This is a genomic window from Pedobacter sp. SAFR-022 (genome assembly GCF_051965375.1).
Lineage (GTDB): Bacteria > Bacteroidota > Bacteroidia > Sphingobacteriales > Sphingobacteriaceae > Pedobacter.
In genome coordinates, this window is the sequence record NZ_JBQCME010000001.1 from 1,039,572 (window position 1) to 1,056,045 (window position 16,474).

A 16,474-nucleotide genomic window follows, 5' to 3' on the forward strand; every position below is an offset into this window, starting at 1 on the left:
CTCACTTTTGCAGAATACTTTTAAGATTTTATGACCATACATAAGGAAGGTTACACATCGATTGCTTTAACACTGCTCGTTATTTTTGTGTTAAACGCATTCATTGATTACAGATATGCCGACATCACCTGGTTGCGTTGGCTGATCTACGTTGTGTCGCTGGTTTTATTCATTACCGTTCTCCAGTTCTTCAGAAACCCACGCAGACCATTCCTGGCGCAGGATAAAATGATCATCTGCCCTGCAGACGGCAAGGTGGTGGTTATTGAAGAAACTATTGAAGAAGAATACTTTAAAGACAAAAGACTTCAGGTGAGCATTTTCATGTCGCCCGTAAACGTACACATCAACCGTAATCCAATATCCGGCATTGTGCGTTACTTCAAATACCACCCGGGAAAGTATCTTGCCGCCTGGAACCCGAAATCTTCTACAGAAAACGAAAGAACAACCGTTGTGGTGGAGCATGAGTCCGGAACCCCGGTACTGTTCCGTCAGATTGCAGGTGCATTGGCCAGACGTATTGTATGGTATGTAAAAGAGGGCGATGTGGTAGAACAAACCAAGGAGTTTGGCTTTATCAAATTCGGATCCAGAGTGGATCTTTTCCTGCCAATCGGCACCAAGGTTGATTTGGAACTTAACCAAATCGTACGTGGCGGAATCACCGTATTAGGCGAGCTTCCATAAGCTTTATATTTGATCAGCATTCAAGAACGCATCATTAGACAAAATAAGAGATCAAACACGATCAAAAAACAACATAACAAAAAAGCCTGCAATTCAACGTTGCAGGCTTTTTTGTTATGTTGTTTTCGCTGCTACTTACAAAGCAACAGCGAAACGATGTTTATATCAGCTGTTTTAAAGCGATCTCGAAGGCTGTTTTCGAAATACCTGTACGAGCCTCAGAAGCTACATAAACGGCTTTCAGTGCCTTCTCAATGGTCTGAGAAGCATCAGTAAAGATGGCCTCATCACTCATCTCCACATTTTTCTCCATCAGGTAAGCAAAAACGCGGGCCATACCGCAGTTTGCAATGAAATCCGGGATCACGGAAACATGCGCATCTGCATGCTCCATAATTGGTCCGAAGAAGATCTCTTTATCCGCAAAAGGCACGTTAGCACCGCAGGCAATCACTTCTAAACCTCCAGCGATCAGCTGGTCCACTTCAGCCTGTTTTACCAGCCGGGAAGCAGCAGCAGGCACGAAGATTTCCGCATTTAATTTCCAGATCTGTTCACTAGCCAGATCAAAAGGAATTAAAGCATCCGCAACGAGCGTGTTTCCTGCTCTGTTGTTAAACAGATCAGTGATCTCCTCCAATGAAAACCCTTCCGGTTTGATCAGACCACCCACCCGGTCGATGATACCAATTACTTTAACACCGTTTTTAGCCAGGTAATAACCTGCAGCAGCAGCCACATTACCCCAACCTTGTATAACCGCACGCTTTTGACTCAAATCGCCGCCCCAGATGTTATAATAATGGCGGATCGACTCAGATACCCCGTAACCGGTGATCATGTCTGCAACCACATATTTACTCTTGATATTAGGCGTATATTCAAGATCTTCCAGCACTTTGGAAACGCCATAACGCAGCTGGCCGATCTGGTGGATCCTTTCATTCTCCCTTGCACGGTAATGACCGTTGATCACACCCTCTTGCGGGTGCCATAAACCATAATTCTCCGTGATTGGAATCACCTCGTGGATCTCATCAATATTCAGGTCGCCGCCAGTACCATAATAGCTTTTCAAAAGCGGCATTACTGCTTTATACCAACGTTGAAGCACTTCTTTCTTCCTGGGATCTGCAGGATCGAAGTTGATGCCCGATTTTGCACCACCGATCGGCGGACCGGACACGGTAAATTTAACTTCCATGGTTTTCGCCAGGGATTCTACTTCCCGTTTATCGAGGCCTTTGCGCATGCGGGTACCGCCGCCGGCAGCACCACCGCGCAGTGAATTGATCACCACCCAGCCTTCGGCTTCAGACTCCTTGTCCTTCCATTCGAATACAATTTCCGGTTGTTTTTCTTCGTAAATCTTTAATAGCTCCTTCATTTGTGTGTTTGTTCTTTGGCGAATATGGAAAACAAAAAAACCCTCCCGAGGTGATCGGGAAGGTTTAAATATCTTGGTTGCGTGAAATTAAACTCTTCTGGATTTAATACGCGCAGCTTTACCAGTTAATGCACGTAGATAGTAAAGTTTAGATCTACGAACTTTACCGTAGCTGTTAACTTCAATTTTTTGAATGTTTGGAGAGTTGATTGGGAAAATACGTTCCACACCAACGCCGTTAGACATCTTACGAACAGTAAAGGTTTCGCTTGCACCAACGCTGTTACGTTGCAATACAACACCTTGGTAAATTTGAACACGTTCTTTATTACCTTCGCGAATTTTATAGTGTACACTCACTGTATCTCCTGATTTGAATGCAGGAACTTCATTTTTTGCGATTACCTGCTCTTCAACAAATTTTACTAAATCCATGATTTTAAGCTATTAAGCCGATCTTTTGTTGTATTAAAATCGGACTGCAATATTAAGAATAATTTTTAATTAATAAAAGCGATTTTTATTTTTTTCCACATTAGTTGATAATTCCACATTCGACGCTGTTGAAGCCGTTTTTTTGGTGGAAAGATCTGGCCATATGGTATTTACTCATCGCCAAGTAAATCGGGTCTGCGCTGCTGTGTCCGCAATAATGCCTGTTCATGGCGCCACTCGTTGATCTTTGCTTCATGTCCGCTTAACAGAATGTCTGGCACCTTATGTCCGTTCCAATCTGCCGGCCGGGTATACACAGGCGCATCCAGTAATTCGCCCTGAAAGCTATCCGATAAAGCCGAAGTTTCATCATTGAGCACACCGGGAATCAAGCGCACCACGCTATCCACAAGCACCGCTGCAGGAAGTTCCCCTCCAGACAATACATAATCTCCAATAGAGATCTCACGGGTTACATAGATGTCGCGAATACGCTGATCTATGCCCTTGTAGTGCCCGCAAAGGATCATCACATTGCCCAGGCTCGAAAGCTCATTAGCCATGCTCTGATTCAACGTCGGCCCATCCGGTGTCATGAAGATGATCTCGTCATAGCTACGTTCTGCTTTTAGCGCCTCTATACATTTCGCAAATGGCTCTATCGACATCACCATGCCACTGCCACCACCATAAGGATAATCATCTACGCTTTTCTGCTTGTTTGTAGCATAATCCCGTAGGTTGTGCACCACGATCTCCGCCTTGCCCTTCTTCTGTGCACGCTGTAAGATCGAATGTGCAAATGGACTCTCCAATAAACCCGGGAGTACGGTCAGAATGTCGAAACGCATCTTAGGAGTTTAAGTAAAGGTCTAACAAGCCATCAGGCAAATCTACCAGAATGGTTTCCTCATCCAGATCAATCTCCAGGATCATGTCCTCATTCAAAGGGAAAAGCACTTCTTTTTCCTTGTAATTCATGGTGGCCACAAAATGCTGCGGATACTCATTCACATCCAGGATCTCTCCCAGCTCCCCAAGGGTTTCATCACTTACCATAAAGCCGATCAGGTCATTGTAATGAAAATCATCATCCGAACGGTCTGGCATCTTTTCTAAAGGCAGGTAGATCTTCTTTTTAACCAAGATCTGCGCCTTGTCGATATGATCGATGTCATCGAAGTAGATGTTCCCGGTCTGGTTGTTCTGAAGCTTGCAGGAGGACACGAAATATGGAACCATTTTGCCGTTAATTTCGGCAAAAACCACATCCAGGTCCAGTAATTCCGGACTATCGTATTCGAAGTACAGCTGCACTTCCCCTTTTAGTCCTTTGGTTTTGGTAATATACCCGATGTAAAATGCTTCTTCTAATTTCATAATGTCTGTAAATGAAAATAGCGAAGCGTTCTTTTACAGAAGCTTCGCTATTTTGCAGGATAACAATCTTAAGCGTTGTTTTCCGCTGTTTCTTCTGAAGTACCTTCAGCAGCAGTTTCAGCAGTTTCATCAGCAGCTGGTTCAGCTACTTCTTCAACCGGTGCATTTTTAATTGCTAAAGCAGCAGCACGGTCCTGGTTTTTCTTGCTCTCAGCAGCTAAAGCAAGTTTTCTTGCTTCTTCTTTCGAAGAAGTAAGGCTTTCTTTTTTGCCAGCAATCTTACCACCTTTTGCGTCTAACCATTCCGCAAATTTAGCATCAGCTTGTTCTGCAGTTAAAGCACCTTTCTTAACACCACCTTCTAAGTGTTTTTTGTATAAAACACCTTTGTAAGAAAGGATAGCGCGACAAGTATCAGTAGGTTCAGCACCTTTGTTTACCCAGTCTAAAGTTTTTTCGAAATCAATTTCGATGGTTGCAGGATTGGTGTTTGGGTTGTAAGAACCTAAACGCTCAATGAATTTACCATCTCTTGGTGCGCGAGAATCCGCTACTACCACGTGGAAAAAAGGCTTACCTTTTTTACCGAATCTTTGCAATCTGATTTTAGTTGCCATTTCGTTATTGGTTTATGTATTCAACATAGTTCCCGGAGCTACATGCTTGCGGGGATGCAAAAGTAAGTAAATTACTCATGATTAACAAGATGCAAGTTGGGGTAATTGTTGATTATGGTAAAAAGCTGAGCAAAAACCAGCGGGCGCATTATGGAAAGCAAATTATCACGACGCTGTCGCTTGAACTTACCACAAAGTACGGCCGGAATTTCGAGGAAAAGAATCTTCGAAGAATCCTACAATTTGCTAAACAATTTAATGACGAGAAAATTGTCGTTACGCTGTCACGACAATTAAGTTGGTCGCATATCTTGATAGCACAAGAAAGAATCGAAAAAAGCAGACTCTATTGAGTATGGATCAGCACAGTTGTTATTATCTTTTCGATATTAGGCAGCTAAATTCAGTATATGAGAATAGCAATAGATATGGATGAGGTCATTGCAGACCCGATAACTAAATTTATAAAACTCTACAACCGTGATTGCGGTGTCCCTTTAAACCTGGTGCTGGATCCCGGAAATGAAATTTACCATCATGTACCCGAAGCGGTGAACATGAAATGGTTCGATTACATCAATGAAAAGGGCTTTTTTAGAGATCTGCCGGTGATTCCCGGTGCAATTGAAGGCATTCAGAAACTGCAGGAGCAACATGAGGTGTACATTGTATCCGCAGCTATGGAATTCCGCAACTCCCTGGAAGACAAATATGACTGGCTGGCAGAACATTTTCCCTTCATTTCCTGGCAGCAAATCATGTTTTGCGGCGACAAGATCATTGAAGCCGATATCCTGATTGATGACCGCATTAAAAACTTCAAAGATTTTAAAGGGCGTCCGCTCCTGTTTTCTTCCCCACATAACATGCTGATCACTGGTTACGAACGTGTGGATACCTGGGAACAGGTTTTGAAAGCCATTCTTTGATCCAACATCCAAACTTGAATAAACTGCAGTAGAATCAGCCCGATGCATGCGTAGTGGCAGATTTGATCCCGATTGGAATATAAATCGCCTTTAAAGCGGCTCTTAGTCGCGTTTTCTTCGGCTGGAGCCGAACAATAGGCGAACAATAGGCGGTGAAGAGGCGAAGAGAAGGCGGCCAAGAAGCAATACTGCCTGCCCGCCGAATTTAGCTTTGATGCGCTTAAAAACATCTGCAAAAAAAACGCCTGCAGCATTCAACATGCTACAGGCGCTCAATAATGATATGTTTTAGGTTTACATGGATAGAATATCCACCAGTTTCAGCCAGGTTGGTGTTATTTCCTCTGCGTCGATGTGTTTGATCGCGCTATCGAAAGGTGTAAAAACCACTTCACGGTTCACCTGTCCTGCCATTTCTCTTGTACGCCCATTTAACAGCCCTTCTACCGCAGCCACGCCTAAACGGCTGGCAAGTACGCGGTCCATACAGCTTGGCTTTCCGCCACGCTGAATATGGCCCAGAACAGAAACGCGGATATCGTAAGTCGGGAATTTCTCTTTAAGCGCTTCGCCAACGTTAAACGCGCCGCCAATTTCATCACCTTCGGCAACGATGATTATCTTTGAAGACTTGTCGCGGCGGCCACCTTCTAACCTGGTTACCAAACCTTCCACACCAGAATTTGCCTCTGGAATTAGAATAGATTCCGCACCCACGCCAATACCACTTCTTAAAGCGATAAGCCCGGAGTCACGACCCATCACCTCAACGATGAACAAACGGTCATGTGATTCCGCGGTATCCCGGATCTTATCTACGGCGTCAATTACGGTATTGATTGCAGAATCATAACCGATGGTGAAATCCGTACCCCGAAGATCGTTATCAATCGTACCTGGTAAACCGATGATCGGGAAGTTGAACTCAGATGCGAAGAGGTTGGCACCCGTAAATGTTCCGTCACCACCGATCACCACCAAAGCATCTATGCCAGCTTTTACAAGTCTTTCGTGGGCAATTTTACGGCCTTCCACGGTTCGGAACTCTTTACTCCTTGCTGTTTTCAGGATGGTACCACCCCGCTGAATGATGTTCGCTACCGACTTGGCATTCATTTCGATAAAATCGCCATGAATTAAGCCTTCGTAACCTCTTAAAATACCGGTAACTTCTAAATCGTAGTATATTCCTGCCCTGACGACCGCTCTAATGGCAGCGTTCATCCCTGGCGCATCCCCACCTGATGTTAATACACCTATTTTCTTAATCTTACTCATTTGTGTTATTGCGTGCTTTATATATGTCAACCCCACGCTGCAGGAATGCCGCATATTCCGCAGCATCAAAAATTGCACCCTGAGGCGTAACCATTGGCTCAAGATCCTGTCCTGCCAGGACGTAAAAGGGTTGTGAATTTGATTGATATCTGGTAGCCTGGAAATCGCCGTTCCAGCTACCGAGATCTTTGGTTTCTTTTCTCAGTAATTTCGAGTAGTGAACCTTTTCTGCCGGCATTTTCACGGAACGCTCATCTACATATAACTGAATTAATACATATTCTTCTCTGATGATGCGACCAACTTCCGGATCTACCCAGACTTTGTCTTCCATCTTACGACAGTTTACGCAGGCATGGCCGGTAAAATCGATCAATACAGGTTTATTTACTTTCTTCGCGTAAGCCATACCTTCATCCAGATCGAAAAAGGCATTGAAATTACGTGGCGGATGCAATACATCATCGTACTTTACCGAAGCTGGAAATCCAGTATCCGAGGCCGGTGCAGCTGTTGCGCCTCCACCCAGAATAAAATCCTGCGTGTTCATTGGCGGAGCAATACCACTCAGGATATTCACCGGCGCACCCCATAAACCAGGTACCAGGTACATGGCAAAGGAGAAAGAGAAGATCGCAAAGAACAGTCGTGGTACGCTTACATAGGCCACATCACTATCATGCGAGAACTTGATTTTGCCAAGTAGGTAAATCCCCATTAAAACGAAGATCACGATCCAAAGGGAAAGGAAAATCTCCCTGTCGAACCATTCCCAGTGCCACACCAGGTCGGCGGCCGACAAGAACTTGAGCGCTAAAGCCAGCTCCAGGAAACCCAGGCAGACTTTAACCGAGTTTAACCAACCGCCAGATTTAGGCATGCTGTTTAGGAATCCCGGGAATACCGCAGATAAGGTAAAAGGTAGCGCTAAAGCCAGGGCAAAGCCCGACATCCCGATGGCTGGTGCAAGGATTTCCCCTTTAGCACTTGCCTGCACCAGGAGCGTTCCGATAATTGGTCCGGTACAGGAGAAAGAGACCAGCGCCAGGGAGGCTGCCATGAAGAAAATGCCGCCTAGTCCTTTGCCGGAATCTGCTTTTGCATCAATTTTATTGACGAAGGAACTTGGAAGTGTAATCTCGAAGGTTCCAAAGAAGGATATGGCAAATACCACCAGCAACAGGAAAAATGCCATGTTGAACCATCCGCTGCTGCTTAATTCGTTCAGCTTTGCAGAACCGAATAAAAGCGTGATCAACAAGCCAAAAGCCACATAAATCACGATAATGGAAGCACCATAGATCAGCGCCTGGAAGATTCCGCGTTGTCTGCTGCCGGCACGTTTGGTGAAATAACTCACTGTAAGTGGCACCATCGGAAAGATACAAGGCATCAGGAAGGCAATAAAACCACCTACAAGTCCTTCAATGAAGGTTTGCCATAAGGTTTTACTTGAATCCGCTGAGCTGTTTAAATCTGAAGCAGCATCTGAACCTGCGCCGATAGCTGTTGGAGCCGGACTTTTTGGAAGGGAATCTTGCAAACTTGAATCCTGAATAGCAGCGTTGTTAAGGCTGTCTTCAGCGGATCCGATTTCCGTAAATTGAAGATCATCAATTAATTCTGTAGAATCCTGCAAGGTGTTGCTTGCATAAGTATTCTGGCCTTGCAAGGCGAAAAAGCTTAGCATGATTCCAAGAATTATCACAAAATTTCTCATTGGCGCGGTTTAAAGGGCGTGAAATTAATGAATATTTTTTTATTCTGCTTTTTGAAGCAGGTGGCTTATGGCTTGGAGCGCGTGTGGAGCATAAAAAAAGAGCGCCTCGAAAATCGTGCGCTCTTAAAATACCTGTGTAGAGGGTTATTTTACCTGAACGCTGAAAGCGACTTCATTAGGCGGCAAACATTTACGGTCATTACAAACCATGAATTCTACGGTACCTTTAACTACGGTTGCGCCTTTAGCAAGCTTCACACGTTGCTGAAAGATCACATCGTTTTCAAAATAACTTACATCCATGTTGAAGGTGTCTTCGAACTTGGTGATTGGCTTCGGTTCCAGCGTTTTGCCCACTTTGGTGTAGCTTGCTGAAGGTTCAAACTTGATGGTGGTTTTGATCGGGCCACCTGGTTTAACATTCTGAGAATAGATGTGCCAGCCTTTTTCCATGGAGGCTTTAAGGTAAACCACGGCTTCTGTCGCGCTTACTTTTTTAGCGGCATACGACCAGGTAACCGGATCTTCAATCTGAGCAAAGGCGCCCATTGCGGTGAAAAACAAGAGGCTTAGGATTAAGGTTAGTTTTTTCATGTTCTGTTGGTTATAAATTCGATCTCTTTTAAGTTGAACTGTAGCTGCTTACCTTCTTTTTCCATGACCAACTGGCCACTGGAGGTAACGCCGGTAATTTTGGCTTCAAAAACAACATCGCCTTGTTTGTACCAGGCAATTTCATCATATTTGTAGAGCCCTGTCAAATACTGCGCCTGAAGGTCGGCATAAGCACCAGACTTCAATCTGAGGTACCCACTTTCAATCTGACTGCAAATTTCCGCTAATAGTTGAACTAAATTAACATCTTCTTGTAAAATTTGGGCTATAGAGGTGGCTTTACCTGCTAACAGCGGACTGAATTCCAGCTGGTTTACATTAATGCCAATGCCAACAATTGCAGACTTATACTTATTTCCAGCAAGCAGGTTCTCGATGAGGATCCCACCGAGTTTCTGATCGTTGTAGTAGAGGTCATTAGGCCATTTAAAGACGATGTTTTTACCCGTAAAGTTAGCTAAGGCTGTTTTTAAGGCATTACAGATCACCATGTTCAGTTTGAATTGATCGTTGATGGGCAGGAAAAGCGGATGCAGTAATAAACTGAAAGTTAAATTTTTCCCTGGTGCAGCGATCCAGGTAGAATTTTGCTGCCCGCGACCTGCAAATTGGTCATCTGCCATAATTACAGTCCCTTCGGCTAATGGCTCGGATTTTGACACCAGGATCTTTAAATAATTATTCGTCGAGTCGACCGTTGTTAATTTGATAAGATTTTGACCAACAAATAATGTCGAAAAAGTGTTATTTTGCAATGGTTGATTATATATTGTTGTTTATCAAACATAAAACATTTAATGATTAAAAAGAAAATCGGAAATCTCTCTACATACCTCTCAGAAATAGCCGTGCATGGCATCCAGGAAAAGAAAGGAAATGATATCGTTCGTTTAGATTTAAGAGCACTAAACAGCTCGGTGTCAGACTATTTTGTGGTTTGCAATGCTGATTCAGCAACCCAGGTTAAAGCTATCGCAGATAGCGTTGAAGAGGAAATATTTAAAAGTACCCAAACACATCCATGGCGGAAAGAGGGTTTAGAAGCCGCCGAATGGATCATCCTAGACTATTTCGATATCGTAGTGCACATCTTTAAAACAGAAAAACGCAACTTCTACGGAATAGAGGACCTATGGGGCGACGCGCAGACGACATCATATCAAAGCGCCTAATTTGTTAAATCCAGCAGACTAAAATGAAAGAAAAAGATAATAATAATAGCAAACCCAAGTTGATCAAGCGGATCCCGAATATACCTAAGAAGCCACAGAAGGGGTCTAAATTCAATATCTTCTGGGTTTACGCGGCAATCATCATCGGGTTGATCCTGGTTCAGTTCCTGATCAGCTCGGATTCAAGCAAGCCTATTGCTTACCGTACCTTCGAAACAGAGATGCTGCTTCCTGGAGACGTGGAAAAAATCGTTGCCTACAAGTATGAGGACCTGGTTCGTGCAGATGTTTTCATTAAAAAAGACAGACTAAAGGACCCTAAATACGCACCTTATAAGAACAAAAATAACTTTGGTGCTGCAGACGGGCCAACCGTTTACTTCAATTCAGGTTCCATGGACGGGCTTGATAATCAGTTGAAGGAATCGCAAAAGGATCTTCCTGAGGATCAGCGTATCGCAGCCATCAAAGAAACCAGACAGAGCACTTTAAACTCCTGGTTCTTTACGATCATTGTACCAGTATTGCTTTTCATCGGCTTCTGGATCTTCATCATGCGCAGAATGGGCGGTGGTGCAGGCGGTGGCGGTGGCCAGATCTTCAACATTGGAAAGTCTAAGGCCACGCTTTTTGATAAGGAAAGCCAGGTAAATGTAACGTTTAATGATGTAGCAGGCCTTGAGGAAGCTAAACAAGAGGTTATGGAGATCGTGGATTTCCTTAAAAATCCTAAAAAATACACCAACCTTGGGGGTAAAATCCCTAAAGGAGCGCTCCTGGTGGGTTCTCCTGGTACCGGTAAAACCTTGCTTGCCAAGGCCGTTGCTGGTGAAGCACAAGTACCTTTCTTCTCGCTTTCAGGTTCTGATTTCGTGGAGATGTTCGTGGGTGTAGGTGCATCCAGGGTACGTGACTTGTTTAAACAGGCTAAAGATAAAGCGCCATGTATCATCTTTATCGATGAGGTGGATGCCATTGGTCGTGCCCGTGGTAAAAACAGCATGATGGGTGGCAACGATGAGCGTGAAAATACCTTGAACCAGTTGCTTGTTGAGATGGATGGTTTTGGTACCGACTCTGGTATTATTATCTTGGCAGCAACCAACAGACCTGATGTTTTGGATTCGGCATTGCTTCGTCCCGGACGTTTTGACAGGCAGATCTCGATCGATAAGCCAGATTTGGTAGGTCGTGAACAAATTTTTAAAGTTCACTTGAAGCCAATTAAAACGGCTGAAGTGGTCGATGCTAAAAAGCTTTCTGCACAGACACCAGGCTTTGCCGGTGCTGAAATTGCCAACGTATGTAACGAGGCGGCGCTTATTGCAGCAAGACGCAACAAAGAAAACGTTGACATGCAGGACTTCCAGGATGCGATTGATCGTGTGATTGGTGGTTTAGAAAAGAAAAACAAGATTATTTCTCCTGAAGAAAAAAGGATCGTGGCTTACCATGAGGCTGGTCACGCGATTGCGGGCTGGTTCCTGGAGCATGCAGATCCATTGGTGAAGGTGTCTATCGTTCCACGTGGTGTTGCAGCCCTGGGCTATGCGCAGTACTTGCCTAAGGAGCAGTTCCTGTATACCACCGAGCAGCTGCTTGATGGTATGTGTATGACGCTTGGTGGCCGTGTAGCGGAAGATATTGTATTCGGTAAGATCTCTACAGGTGCTCAGAACGACCTGGAAAGAATCACCAAACTATCTTATGCAATGGTGACGATCTATGGTATGAACACCAATATTGGTAACGTTTCTTTCCATGATCCACAGAATGAGTACAACTTCAGTAAACCTTATTCGGACAAAACTGCTGAAATGATCGATGAGGAAGTACGTGCAATTATTGCAAATGCTTACGAAACAACTAAAAAGCTGTTGACCGATAAACGTGAAGGCCTTGAAAAGCTGGCGCAAAAGCTTCTTGAAAAAGAAATCTTGTTCCAGACCGATCTGGAAGAGATCCTTGGTAAACGTCCTTTTGACAACCGTACCACTTACGACGAGTTTGTGAACGGTACTGGTGATCAAACACCTGCAGCAGAAGGTCTGATTCATGAAGGCGTTGGAGAAACTACAGATCCAACTGCAATTATTAATCCTGCAAAATCGGAGTCCTAACAGACGAATTCCGAAAGAATAAAGACGGTTATATGCAGGAAAGCATCTCTTCAAAAGAGTTAATGTTAAAGAAGATAAGGAAAGCCCTTTTGGAAAAAAGGGACATTCCTTATCTTAATGTTGAGGATTCTGCCTTGTATAAAGCGACGGAAGAAATCCCTGAAATATTGTTTGCAGAAGAACTTACCGCCGTTGGCGGTAAGTTCATTTTCTGCGAAAATGGGATCGATTTTATCGAGAACATGCTCGACCTTGCAGCCAGATTTAAGTGGCGCAAGATCTATTGCTGGGAGCCTGAACTCCAGGAGCTCCTGAATCACTATGAATTTCCATTTTACGAGACCGACAAAGACTTTGAGATGGCAGAGGTAGGTATAACCTTGTGTGAAGCCTTAATTGCCCGTAATGGCTCTGTAATGGTATCTAATAAGAATGCTGCCGGTCGCCGGTTAAGCATTTACCCCAATCATCATATCGTAATTGCCCGTACCGGTCAGCTGGTGATGGACCTCAAAGATGGTCTTCAGCTCATCAAATCCAAATACGGTAGTAACATTCCTTCTTTGGTCAGTACGATAACTGGTCCCAGCCGCACGGCAGACATCGAAAAGACGCTTGTTCTTGGTGCTCACGGGCCTAAAGAATTATTCGTATTTCTTATTGACGATTTCGCCTAGTATTTTTCCGGGATTTGTATATTTAGCTAAATAACGTTAGATTTATACTTTATACCAAAACAGTATACGGTTCAAAATGGACAAAATCAGCCCTTTATACTCAACAATTACAGGTACCGGGAGTTACATTCCCAATAACGTCGTACACGGCAACTCGTTCCTGGAATCGGCATTCTATGAAAATGGTTTAAAGATTGAGAAAGACATCAAGGAGATCATCAGCAAATTTTCTGAAATCACGGAAATTACCGAACGCCGTTATGCGGATGCAGATCAGGTAAGCAGTGATATCGCTACGGTTGCTGCGCAAAACGCGATTGCAGACAGTGGTATTGACCAGGAAAGCCTGGATTGCATCATCTTCTGTCATAATTTCGGAGACGTTAAACTTGGGTCAAACCGGATGGACATGATCCCTTCGTTGGCAGCCAAAGTGAAACAGCGTTTGCAGATCGCCAACCCGGATTGTGTAGCTTACGATCTGATCTTCGGTTGTCCGGGCTGGGTGCAGGGTTGTATTCAGGCGGACTACATGATCAAGAGTGGTGATGCAAAGAAAGTTATGGTTATCGGCTCGGAAACCCTTTCCAGGGTGATTGATCCGCATGATCGTGACAGTATGATCTTTTCTGACGGCGCAGGTGCGGTAATTATGGAAGCTATCGCTTCAGACACACCGACAGGCATCATTGCACATAAAACGCAGTCCTATACGCTTCAACATGCATCGTTGCTAACGATGGGCAAGAGCAACAATCCAGGACATAATGCCGAAAATACCTACTTGAAAATGAATGGTAGAAAACTGTATGAATTTGCAGTGATCAACGTGCCGCAGGTAGTAAAAAAGGCAATAGACAAGGCTGGACTATCCATTGAAGACATCAAAACGGTATTCATTCACCAAGCTAACGGCAAGATGGATCACGCGATCATGAAGCGCCTGTTTAAGCTATATGAGGTAGATTGCATCCCGGAAAAACTTGTACCGATGACCATCTCCTGGTTGGGCAATAGCTCGGTTGCAACGATACCGACTTTACTGGATCTGGTTAAGAAGGGGAAGGTAGAAGGTTATGCGGTAAGAAAGGGTGAATATGCAGTGTTTGCATCGGTGGGTGCAGGTATGCACATCAATGCCTTTGTTTATCAATTTTAAGCCTATTGGTTGAACGATCTCTTACTTTACAACTAAGATTACATCAGACATAAAAAAAGCGATTAGAGGATTCTAATCGCTTTTTCTTTATCTAAGCTTTTATGACTAAGATGCTGCTTGTTCTAATGTTAAAGCCTCATCTACCAGAATTCTACCACAGTGTTCGCAAACGATGATCTTTTTGCGCTGACGGATATCTAATTGTCTTTGAGGAGGGATCTGATTGAAACATCCTGAACATGAATCACGGTCGATGGTAACTACAGCAAGGCCGTTATTTGCATTCTTTCTCAAACGTTTGTAAGCCGTTAACAAGCGCTCTTCGATGGAAGTTTCTGCAGTTTGTGCTCTTACGTTCAAAGTCTGCTCATCTTTTTCCGTTTCAGCGGTGATGGTTTCCAGTTCGCCCCTTTTAATTTCTAAATCTTTCTTTCTTGATTCCAGATCAGCTAATGCTTTCTCATAGATTTCGGTTTTTGAAGCGATGTCAAAGCCAAACTCTCTGATCTTTTTCTCGCAAACCTGGATCTCCAGGTTTTGGATCTCAACTTCCTTGGTTAAAGCATCATACTCACGATTATTTTTAACTTCTTTAAGTTGGGTCTCGTATTTCTTGATCAGGCTTTGCGCCTCTTTAATCATATTTTTACGGCTTACGATGGAATCTTCAGTATCATCCAGTTCACCTTTTAATTTTTGAATACGGGTTTCTAAACCTGCAACCTCATCTTCCAAATCCGCAACTTCCATTGGTAACTCACCACGGATCTGACGGATTTTATCGATTTTAGTATGAAGGGTTTGTAATTCGTATAAAGCTTTTAGCTTTTGCTCTACAGTTTGTTCCATTAAAAGAAGTAATTTATGGGGTTTGTATTTTGCGCTGTTAAACGGATCGCAAAGTTAGGAAATTTTTCTCTAATAATATTCAACAACAAATTCGACGTAAACTGTTCACTTTCAAAGTGTCCAATATCTGCAATCATCAGTTTTTGCTCTGCGTCAAAAAACTCGTGATACTTAAAATCTGCGGTTACAAAAGCATCTGCACCAGCAGCTATAGCGTCCTTCAGCAGGAAGCTTCCTGATCCACCACACACGGCAACTTTGCGGATGGGCTTCGGCAATATTTCGGTATGCCGCACTACGCTGGCCTTCATTTGTGTTTTAAGCAGCTGCAGGAATTCAGTGCCTTCCAGGGGTTCTTTTAGAAAGCCAACCATGCCTGCACCAACCTCCTGATTCTTATTATCGAGCAGGTAAACATCGTAGGCAACTTCTTCATACGGGTGGCTTTCCAGTAATGCCAGTAACACTTTCCGTTCATCTTGCGCCCGGAAAATGGTTTCTATACGCATTTCCTGCTCCTGATGGCGGATGCCAGGGGTACCCACAAAAGGATTGGTGTCTTCGTTACCGTTGAAAGTTCCGGTACCCCGGGTATTAAAGCTGCATTCGCTGTAATTGCCAATGTTGCCAGCGCCGGCAGCGAACAAAGCCTCACGGACGGTATCCGCTTCATCAACGGGACAGTAGGTGACCAGCTTTTTCAATTGTCCCTTTTTCGGGCTCAGTATCACCGGATCTTTGATGCCCAGCTTATCGCAGATCACTTTGTTTACCCCATGTTGTACACTGTCCAGATTGGTGTGGATGGCATACAGGGCAATATCGTGTTTGATCGCTTTGAGGATCACACGCTCGATGTAGTTTTTGCCGTTTAGCTTTTTTAATCCCTTGAAGATGATGGGATGGTGGGTGATGATCAGATCACAGTTGTGCAGGATTGCCTCGTCGACAATCGCCTCCGTACAATCCAGGGCTACCAGTGCGGAATTTACCTCTTTGGAAGCTGCGCCGACCAGCAGTCCTGAATTGTCGTAGTCTTCCTGGTAGGCTAGTGGTGCTATGCTTTCCAGGTGTTGTATTAACTCATTTAACTTCATTCTCAAATTGGGTTGCCCATTCGTACCATCTGAAGGCTCTCAAAAACCATGCGCTGATTGTATTCGAAGGCAAGACTTTTATAATTGATCAAATCTATGATGGTTCCGATGAAACAAAGTCCCAAAGTAAAGAAATAAAGCACGCCCATACCGATCTGGTTGATCAGGAATCTGGATAAACCTGGCACAAAGAAGCCCAGGATGCAGTAAAGCAACATATCATCGGGGTTCCTTCTTTTGCCCCCGTAAATCATCAGGAAGCCACGTAACTGGTTCTCACTGAAACCGGTAGTAGCGGTTTGCAGGTAAGAAAACTCCTGCGGGGTAATACCCGGCAGGGACATAAATG

General features: G+C 44.1%; 18 protein-coding genes and 1 pseudogene. 7 read left to right on the forward strand and 12 right to left on the reverse strand.

What is annotated here, in order from left to right:
• Positions 1 to 30: 30 nt before the first annotated feature.
• On the forward strand, positions 31 to 690 hold the full coding sequence (locus ACTHQF_RS04465; protein WP_440428689.1) for a phosphatidylserine decarboxylase family protein: 660 nt from the start codon (positions 31 to 33) through the stop codon (positions 688 to 690).
• Positions 691 to 850: 160 nt separating this feature from the next.
• Here ACTHQF_RS04465 and ACTHQF_RS04470 read toward each other — a convergent pair whose 3' ends face one another.
• From ACTHQF_RS04470 to ACTHQF_RS04490, 5 genes are all read right to left on the reverse strand, one after another.
• Positions 851 to 2,077, reverse strand: coding sequence for a Glu/Leu/Phe/Val dehydrogenase dimerization domain-containing protein (locus ACTHQF_RS04470; protein ID WP_440428690.1), 1,227 nt, complete (start codon positions 2,075 to 2,077; stop codon positions 851 to 853).
• 87 nt (positions 2,078 to 2,164) lie between these two features.
• Positions 2,165 to 2,512 (reverse strand): 50S ribosomal protein L19, encoded by a 348-nt coding sequence (gene rplS, locus ACTHQF_RS04475; protein ID WP_440428691.1) that lies wholly within the window; start codon positions 2,510 to 2,512, stop codon positions 2,165 to 2,167.
• Between the two features lie 170 nt (positions 2,513 to 2,682).
• Positions 2,683 to 3,363, reverse strand: coding sequence for a tRNA (guanosine(37)-N1)-methyltransferase TrmD (gene trmD / locus ACTHQF_RS04480; protein ID WP_440428692.1), 681 nt, complete (start codon positions 3,361 to 3,363; stop codon positions 2,683 to 2,685).
• Position 3,364: 1 nt separating this feature from the next.
• Positions 3,365 to 3,892, reverse strand: coding sequence for a ribosome maturation factor RimM (gene rimM / locus ACTHQF_RS04485; RefSeq protein WP_440428693.1), 528 nt, complete (start codon positions 3,890 to 3,892; stop codon positions 3,365 to 3,367).
• Positions 3,893 to 3,960: 68 nt separating this feature from the next.
• Positions 3,961 to 4,509 carry a 30S ribosomal protein S16 gene (locus ACTHQF_RS04490; RefSeq protein ID WP_440428694.1) on the reverse strand — a complete coding sequence of 183 codons (549 nt, stop codon included), beginning with the start codon at positions 4,507 to 4,509 and terminating at the stop codon, positions 3,961 to 3,963.
• Between the two features lie 68 nt (positions 4,510 to 4,577).
• Between ACTHQF_RS04490 and ACTHQF_RS04495 the strand changes: the two are divergent.
• Both ACTHQF_RS04495 and ACTHQF_RS04500 read left to right on the forward strand, forming a co-directional pair.
• A pseudogene (locus tag ACTHQF_RS04495) lies at positions 4,578 to 4,862 on the forward strand (DUF1016 N-terminal domain-containing protein); the annotation flags it as partial.
• Positions 4,863 to 4,919: 57 nt separating this feature from the next.
• Positions 4,920 to 5,438 (forward strand): 5' nucleotidase, NT5C type, encoded by a 519-nt coding sequence (locus tag ACTHQF_RS04500; protein ID WP_440428695.1) that lies wholly within the window; start codon positions 4,920 to 4,922, stop codon positions 5,436 to 5,438.
• A 294-nt stretch (positions 5,439 to 5,732) separates the two neighbouring features.
• Here ACTHQF_RS04500 and pfkA read toward each other — a convergent pair whose 3' ends face one another.
• The 4 genes from pfkA to ACTHQF_RS04520 form a co-directional block, all read right to left on the reverse strand.
• Entirely contained in the window at positions 5,733 to 6,716 is a 984-nt protein-coding gene (gene pfkA, locus ACTHQF_RS04505; protein WP_440428696.1) for a 6-phosphofructokinase, read from the reverse strand.
• Positions 6,709 to 8,436, reverse strand: a complete 1,728-nt coding sequence (locus ACTHQF_RS04510; protein WP_440428698.1) for a protein-disulfide reductase DsbD family protein — start codon at positions 8,434 to 8,436, stop codon at positions 6,709 to 6,711. The genes pfkA and ACTHQF_RS04510 overlap by 8 nt, the downstream gene beginning before the upstream one ends.
• A 144-nt stretch (positions 8,437 to 8,580) precedes the next feature.
• Positions 8,581 to 9,030 (reverse strand): protein-disulfide reductase DsbD domain-containing protein, encoded by a 450-nt coding sequence (locus ACTHQF_RS04515; protein ID WP_440428700.1) that lies wholly within the window; start codon positions 9,028 to 9,030, stop codon positions 8,581 to 8,583.
• Positions 9,027 to 9,806, reverse strand: a complete 780-nt coding sequence (locus ACTHQF_RS04520; protein ID WP_440428701.1) for a biotin--[acetyl-CoA-carboxylase] ligase — start codon at positions 9,804 to 9,806, stop codon at positions 9,027 to 9,029. Before ACTHQF_RS04520 ends, ACTHQF_RS04515 begins: the two co-directional genes overlap by 4 nt.
• A 42-nt stretch (positions 9,807 to 9,848) precedes the next feature.
• Between ACTHQF_RS04520 and rsfS the strand changes: the two genes are divergently transcribed.
• The 4 genes from rsfS to ACTHQF_RS04540 all read left to right on the forward strand — a co-directional run bounded on the left by rsfS (position 9,849) and on the right by ACTHQF_RS04540 (position 14,179).
• Complete coding sequence (rsfS, locus tag ACTHQF_RS04525; protein ID WP_440428702.1) at positions 9,849 to 10,223, forward strand: ribosome silencing factor; 375 nt, start codon at positions 9,849 to 9,851, stop codon at positions 10,221 to 10,223.
• A 23-nt stretch (positions 10,224 to 10,246) separates the two neighbouring features.
• Positions 10,247 to 12,343 (forward strand): ATP-dependent zinc metalloprotease FtsH, encoded by a 2,097-nt coding sequence (gene ftsH / locus ACTHQF_RS04530; RefSeq protein WP_440428703.1) that lies wholly within the window; start codon positions 10,247 to 10,249, stop codon positions 12,341 to 12,343.
• A 32-nt stretch (positions 12,344 to 12,375) separates the two neighbouring features.
• Positions 12,376 to 13,020, forward strand: a complete 645-nt coding sequence (locus tag ACTHQF_RS04535) for a LutC/YkgG family protein (protein WP_440428704.1) — start codon at positions 12,376 to 12,378, stop codon at positions 13,018 to 13,020.
• Positions 13,021 to 13,096: 76 nt separating this feature from the next.
• Positions 13,097 to 14,179: a 3-oxoacyl-ACP synthase III family protein gene (locus ACTHQF_RS04540; RefSeq protein WP_440428705.1), complete on the forward strand. Its 1,083-nt coding sequence runs from the start codon at positions 13,097 to 13,099 to the stop codon at positions 14,177 to 14,179.
• Positions 14,180 to 14,284: 105 nt separating this feature from the next.
• On the opposite strand, the gene ACTHQF_RS04545 is transcribed toward ACTHQF_RS04540, so the two are convergent.
• The 3 genes from ACTHQF_RS04545 to ACTHQF_RS04555 are packed head-to-tail and all read right to left on the reverse strand — an operon-like array spanning position 14,285 to position 16,469.
• Positions 14,285 to 15,028 (reverse strand): zinc ribbon domain-containing protein, encoded by a 744-nt coding sequence (locus ACTHQF_RS04545; RefSeq protein WP_440428706.1) that lies wholly within the window; start codon positions 15,026 to 15,028, stop codon positions 14,285 to 14,287.
• Positions 15,028 to 16,125: a Nif3-like dinuclear metal center hexameric protein gene (locus ACTHQF_RS04550; RefSeq protein WP_440428707.1), complete on the reverse strand. Its 1,098-nt coding sequence runs from the start codon at positions 16,123 to 16,125 to the stop codon at positions 15,028 to 15,030. The genes ACTHQF_RS04545 and ACTHQF_RS04550 overlap by 1 nt, the downstream gene beginning before the upstream one ends.
• A 2-nt stretch (positions 16,126 to 16,127) precedes the next feature.
• Positions 16,128 to 16,469 (reverse strand): TM2 domain-containing protein, encoded by a 342-nt coding sequence (locus ACTHQF_RS04555; protein ID WP_440428709.1) that lies wholly within the window; start codon positions 16,467 to 16,469, stop codon positions 16,128 to 16,130.
• Positions 16,470 to 16,474 lie beyond the last annotated feature (5 nt).